General features: G+C 69.9%; 8 protein-coding genes. 4 read left to right on the top strand and 4 right to left on the bottom strand.

Annotated elements, in window-relative coordinates; translation table 11 throughout:
- A partial coding sequence (locus ETD86_RS52210; protein WP_138674043.1) for a cytochrome d ubiquinol oxidase subunit II occupies positions 1-530 on the bottom strand: 530 nt, incomplete at its 3' end.
- Between the two features lie 10 nt (positions 531-540).
- Positions 541-1,713: a cytochrome ubiquinol oxidase subunit I gene (locus ETD86_RS52205; RefSeq protein WP_138674042.1), complete on the bottom strand. Its 1,173-nt coding sequence runs from the start codon at positions 1,711-1,713 to the stop codon at positions 541-543.
- 86 nt (positions 1,714-1,799) lie between these two features.
- On the opposite strand from ETD86_RS52205, the gene ETD86_RS52200 reads away from it, so the two are divergent.
- Entirely contained in the window at positions 1,800-2,135 is a 336-nt protein-coding gene (locus ETD86_RS52200) for a helix-turn-helix transcriptional regulator (protein WP_138674041.1), read from the top strand.
- On the opposite strand, the gene ETD86_RS52195 is transcribed toward ETD86_RS52200, so the two are convergent.
- A complete protein-coding gene (locus tag ETD86_RS52195; protein WP_138674040.1) occupies positions 2,127-2,807 on the bottom strand; it encodes a permease prefix domain 1-containing protein in 681 nt (226 codons plus the stop codon). The genes ETD86_RS52200 and ETD86_RS52195 overlap by 9 nt on opposite strands.
- A 104-nt stretch (positions 2,808-2,911) precedes the next feature.
- On the opposite strand from ETD86_RS52195, the gene ETD86_RS52190 reads away from it, so the two are divergent.
- Genes ETD86_RS52190 through ETD86_RS52180 form a run of 3 tightly spaced genes read left to right on the top strand, consistent with a single transcriptional unit; the run spans position 2,912 to position 4,018 of the window.
- Entirely contained in the window at positions 2,912-3,265 is a 354-nt protein-coding gene (locus ETD86_RS52190) for a VOC family protein (RefSeq protein ID WP_138674039.1), read from the top strand.
- Positions 3,262-3,594 (top strand): ArsR/SmtB family transcription factor, encoded by a 333-nt coding sequence (locus ETD86_RS52185; RefSeq protein ID WP_138674038.1) that lies wholly within the window; start codon positions 3,262-3,264, stop codon positions 3,592-3,594. Before ETD86_RS52190 ends, ETD86_RS52185 begins: the two co-directional genes overlap by 4 nt.
- Complete coding sequence (locus ETD86_RS52180) at positions 3,578-4,018, top strand: SRPBCC family protein (protein ID WP_138674037.1); 441 nt, start codon at positions 3,578-3,580, stop codon at positions 4,016-4,018. The genes ETD86_RS52185 and ETD86_RS52180 overlap by 17 nt, the downstream gene beginning before the upstream one ends.
- A 100-nt stretch (positions 4,019-4,118) precedes the next feature.
- On the opposite strand, the gene ETD86_RS52175 is transcribed toward ETD86_RS52180, so the two are convergent.
- Positions 4,119-5,432 (bottom strand): pentapeptide repeat-containing protein, encoded by a 1,314-nt coding sequence (locus ETD86_RS52175; protein WP_170223772.1) that lies wholly within the window; start codon positions 5,430-5,432, stop codon positions 4,119-4,121.
- Positions 5,433-5,591: the final 159 nt, after the last annotated feature.

Below are 5,591 nucleotides of genomic sequence, written 5' to 3'. Positions count from 1 at the left end.
GCCCCGAAGTCGCCGGGCGCCCGCCACGCCAGGAACGTCCACCCGTGCAGGGCGAACAGCAGCGTCACGACCACGCCCAGCATCAGCCCGACCGGATGCACCGGCGAGGCGTGGAACCCGGTGGCGGCGGCGTACAGCGCCATGCCCCACCCGAACGACAGCCCCAGCGACCCGAACGCGATCATCCCGTCCCAGAACCCGCGCCACCGCCGGCCGTCGATCCTGCGCCGGAACCACAACCCGGCGTCCCGCAGCACCCAGCTCAGCAGCATCGCCACCACCACCGGGTACAGCCCGAACAACACTTCGCCTTCGAGCAGCGGATAGACCCCGAAGAGCGTCCCGGCGACCGCGACGAGCCACACCTCGTTCGCCAGCACGTACGGCGCCACCGCGGCCACCATACGGTCACGCCCCGCTTGTGTCCTCCCCAGAGCGGGCAGCAGCAGCCCCACCCCCAGGGAGAACCCCTCGAGGGCGAAATATCCGACCAGCAGCACCGCGAAGAGAACGAACCAGATCACTTCCATGTCAGCACCCCTAGAAGCTCAGAGCCGGCGTACGGGCATCGTCGGAGGCGGTGGCGCCCAGGTCCATGCCGCGCGGCCCCCGTTTGACCACCCGCGCGATGAGCACGTAGTCGACGACCGCCAGCAGCCCCAGCACGGCCACGAACCCGATCAGCGAGGTCGTGACCATGCCCGAGGTCAGCCCCGGTGACATGGCGTCGGCCACGGTGAGCTTCTCCCAGATCATCCACGGTTGCCGCCCGACCTCCCTGGCCACCCAGCCCGCGATCGACAACACGAACGGCAGCGGCGTCATCGCCATCAGCACCAGGTGCGTCCACCGCAGCCGCGGCAGGACCCGGATCATCGGCAACATCACGAGCAGCACGATCAGCCCCAGCAGCTGCCCGAACTCCATCATGACCGCGAGCCCGATCGATGCCCCCACGTTGCCGGTGAACTTGCCCTCGACCGGGATCACGGCGAACTGCGCGTACCCGAACCCCATCGTGATGAAGATCCCGATCGCGGCCACGAGCACGCCGGTGCGCAGCGACTTGGTGAAGAACTCCAGGTGCTCGGTGCGGCGCCGCAGCTGGTACGCGCTCGCCCCCACCAGCACCATGGCTCCGGTGAACAGCCCGGCCCCGATCACGTGCGGGAACGCGAACACCAGCGCCTTGTTGGTGAGCAGCGCGCCGAAGTCGACCAGCTCCATCCGCCCGTCCCGCACGACGGAGCCGACCGGGTTCTGCAGGTAGGAGTTGGCGACCATGATGTAGAAGGCGCTCGCGTACGCGGTCAGCGTCACGAGCCAGATGCACGCCAGGTGCAGCCACTTCGGCAGCCGCCCCCAGCCGAAGATCCACAGACCCAGGAACGTGGACTCCAGGAAGAAGGCCACCAGCGTCTCCATGGCCAGCGGCGCGCCGAACACGTCGCCCGCGTAGTGCGACAGCCCGCTCCACGACAGCCCGAACTGGAACTCCATCACCAGTCCGGTCACGATGCCCAGCGCGTAGTTGATGACGTAGATCTGCCCCCAGAACCGGGTCATCGCCTCGTTCAGCGGTCTGCCCGAGATCGCCCAGCGGGTGTGCATGATCGCCACCAGCGGCGCCAGCCCCAGCGTGAGCACGACGAACAGGAAGTGCAGCCCGCTGGTTACCGCGAACTGCGTGCGGGCCAGGTCGAGTACATCCATCACGACTCCGTTATTGTGCCTGTCTACGTATAGACAGCCTACATGTAGACTGGCTACATGCTGACCGGTTGCCTAAGATCTGAGACATGAATCCGGACGCGCTGCGCGGGCACATGGACGCGTTGCTGCTCTCTGTGCTGGAGCGGGAGCCGCTGCACGGCTACGCCATCATCGAGGCGTTGCAGGAACGGAGCGGGGGAGCGCTGAGCGTGCCCACCGGCACTGTCTATCCGGCGCTGCGCAGGCTCGAACGCATCGGCTACCTGTCCAGCGAGTGGGCGACCGTGGGCGGGCGCAAGCGCCGCACGTACCGCCTGACGGACGCGGGCAGGAGGCAGCTCGAAGGGGAGCGGTCGGCCTGGCGGGAGTTCACCACCGTGATCGGCAGCGTGCTGCGCGCGGAGGTCCGGACGTCAGGCTGACCGATCGGCGCAGGGGTGCGAGGCCCGGGTGATGCGCATGCACCGCGCGGCGCAGTAGACCTGCAGCCCCCACAGGGCCGCGGTCACGAGGTTGGCCAGCACGGAGGGCACGGTGCTCAGGCTGTTGGCGCCTTCCGTGCCGTACGTGAGGATCTGGGCGAGCACGATGCAGATCGGCAGCGAGATCCACACCACCAGCCCCAGCGACCTGGTGATCAGGCGGGGCCGGCGGATCCAGCGGGCGCCCCGGCCCAGCGCGAACAGCGTGAGCCCGCCGTACACGCCGACGCCAAGCTGGACGATGTCGAGCAGCCGGGAGACCGGAGAGAACCACTCGGGCTGGTTCCGCCAGGCGTCGTCGTCGGCGGGGTACATGCGCCACAACGCCGACCACATGAGCACGGTGATCGGCACACTGATGAACAGCAGGAAGCCAAGCCGCCGCCCCGACGTGGAGGTCAGCTCGGACTGGTAGCCGGGGGCGATCTCGGCGACCGGACCGAACTCCGCCACCGCGATCCGCTCCGCCTCCGCCCGGTCGAGCCCGTCGGCCTCGAGGGCGTCGGCGGTGTCGGTCAGGCTGTCGCGTGCCTCGACGACCAGGTCGCGCTTGGGCCCGTGCGGGCCGGAGAGCGCGCGGTTGAGGTCGGCCACGTAGTCGTCGATACGCATGATCCCAGTTTACGAAGGGGGCCCTCAGGGGTTCACTCGGGGAATTCCCTGATTTTCGGCGGCCGGGTTGTTATGTAGGAAAAAACCTACGTATAGTGGCTGACATGCCAATCTCCTCCATCCTCACCGTCACCGTGCCCGTCGCCGACCAGGAGCGGGCACTGGCGTTCTACACCGGCGTGCTCGACTTCGAGGTGCGCACCGACAACCCCTTCCCGATGGGCCGCTGGCTCACCGTCGCCCCCAAGGGCGCGGAGACCACGCTCCTGCTCGCCTCCTGGTTCCCCGGCATGGCGCCGATCGGCGGTCTCGTGGTGGGCGCGCCCGACCTCGACGCGCTGGCCGAGCGGCTGCGCGGCAACGGCGTCGAGTTCGAGGGGCCGGACGACCAGCCGTGGGGACGGCAGCTGCTGTTCCACGACCCCTTCGGCAACGGGTTCGTCGTCAGCCAGATATGACCGCCGACCACGTGTTCACCGCGCTGGCCAGCCCGGCCAGGCGCGAGTTGCTGCGCCTGCTGCTCGAAGAGGGCGGCCAGCCCGCCGGCCGGCTGGCCGAGCGGTTCGACATGAGCCGGCCCAGCGTGTCGGAGCATCTCAGGGTGCTCAAGGACGCCGGGCTGGTGTCCGAGAGCCGCCAGGGCAGAGAGCGGCACTACCGGCTGGAGGCGGCGCCGCTCATGGAGATCCGCGACTGGCTCTCCCCGTACGAACGGTTCTGGCGGGAGAAGCTCGCCAACCTGACGGACCTTCTCGACGAAATGGAAGATCATGGACAAGACAGTTGAAGACCTCCGGGCGATCAGGCTCGACCAGTTCATCGCGCACCCGCCGGCCAAGGTGTGGCGGGCGCTCACCGAGCCGGAGCTTGTCGCCAAGTGGCTCATGCCGAACGACTTCAAGGCGGAGGTCGGGCACCGGTTCACGTTCAGGACCGAGCCCAAGAAGCAGGTGGGCTTCGACGGGATCGTCTACTGCGAGGTGCTGGAGCTGGCGCCGGAGAAGCTGCTGAAGATCAGTTGGAGCGACCACAAGCGGGCCGACTGGACGGTCACCTGGCGGCTGGAGCCCGAGGGCAAGGGCACCAGGTTGTTCCTCGACCACGAGGGCTTCGACCCCGAGGACGAGCTGCAGCAGCTGTCGCGCCGGATCATGGGCGGCGGCTGGCCGTCCCAGTTCCGCCGCATCGCCGACATCGCAGCGCAGCTCTGACCCGGGCAGCTCTGACCCGGGCCGCTCTGACGCGGGCCGCTCTGACCCGGGCCGCTTGACCCGGGCCGCTCTGACCCCGGCCGCTCTGACCCGGGCGGCTCTAGCGGTGCATCGGGGCCCACAGGACGGCGGCCGCGGCCAGCGCAGCGAGCAGCGTGCACCAGGCCGCCGCCCGGCCCACGCGCGTGCCGTACCCGGACAGCAGCCACGGCACCGACGACCACCACCGGTGGCCGGCCCGGCGGCGCATCTCCATCGCCGCGAACGCGAAGTCCGCCGACGTGGCCTGGTCGCTGGGCCGTAACCCGGCGTAGAGCGCGGCCAGCCGGTCGGGCGTGACCCCGGAGGCCGGCCCGCCGTCCACGCCGTGCTCGTCCGCCAGGGCGCTGCGCCGGGAGAACCAGCGCAGCATCGGCCGGCGCAGGCTCACCCGCATGCCGCGGTGCGTCAACGCGAACGTGCAGTCCTTGACCCGGACACCGGCCGGGTGGGCGAGCCCGGCGAACCGGCATGAGGACAGGTCCAGCCCGTGCAGTGCCAGGTCGGCCGCGTCCACCTGGCGCAGCGAGGTCACCGTGGAGACGCCCCGGCCGCTCACCGTGGCCGGGCCGCGCAGCACCGCGCCCTCCAGGTCCGCCTGCGAGTCGGTCAGCCGCAGCGTGGTCGCCCCGGTCACCTCCACCCCGCGCAGGTCCACGCCGCACCGCGCCACCAGCACGTCCAGCAGGCCGTCGGCCCGGGCGCGCGTCGCCGACAGCCGCCCGGTGGCGGACAGGTACGCGTCCGCGGCGAAGTGCACGGCCTCGAACCCGGCATGCCCGCTGACCTTGCGGAACGACAACGTACGGCCGAACCGCGCCCCTCTGAAGGCGGCCCCGTCGCCGAGGCGGGCGCCGTCGAACGTGGCGTACCCGTCGAACCTGGCTCGCTCGCCGGACAGCCCGTGGCCGAAGACCGCCTGGCTGAACAGCGCGTCACGGGCCATCACGGCCCGGTCCAGCGAGACGTGCCCGCGCACGGTGACGCCGTGGAAGGACAGCTCGCGGGCGAACCTGGCCCCGGCCAGCGACACGTTGCCCTCGAACCGGGCGCCGAAGAACGAGGCCAGCCGGTCGAACCTGGCCCCGTCGAGCGACACGTCGCCGGCGAACGTCACGCCCGACAGCCGGACGTCGCCGGTGAACCTGACCCGGTCCAGCCGGGCCCGGCCGGGTCTGGCGCCGATGGCCTCCAGCACCCTGGACAGCAGGTCGCCGGTGACGGTCGTGCCGCGCAGGTCGAGCAGGCGGCCGGGGGACATCTGGTCGAGCGCTTCGGTGAGTTGTTCCGGTGTCAGGTGGGCGAGGCAGAAGCCGGACGGCCGGCTAGCGATTCCGGTGCAGGCAACCGAATACGCGCAGGTGACCCAGTCCATGCTGTGGTCATACCCGCGACGGCCGCGTGTCAAGGTTCGATGTTTTAATGTTCTATCCACTTTTACGTGGAAATATGCGGTCGAAACTGCCCGTAAAGTGCCGGGCATGCGCGTTTTATCCCGAGCATCCCTCGCTGCCCTCGTCGCGGTAGCGCTCTC

Origin of the sequence: Nonomuraea turkmeniaca (genome assembly GCF_005889735.1) — a bacterium.
In the GTDB taxonomy this organism is placed as follows: domain Bacteria; phylum Actinomycetota; class Actinomycetes; order Streptosporangiales; family Streptosporangiaceae; genus Nonomuraea; species Nonomuraea turkmeniaca.
This window is presented reverse-complemented; position numbering and strand designations above follow the sequence as displayed.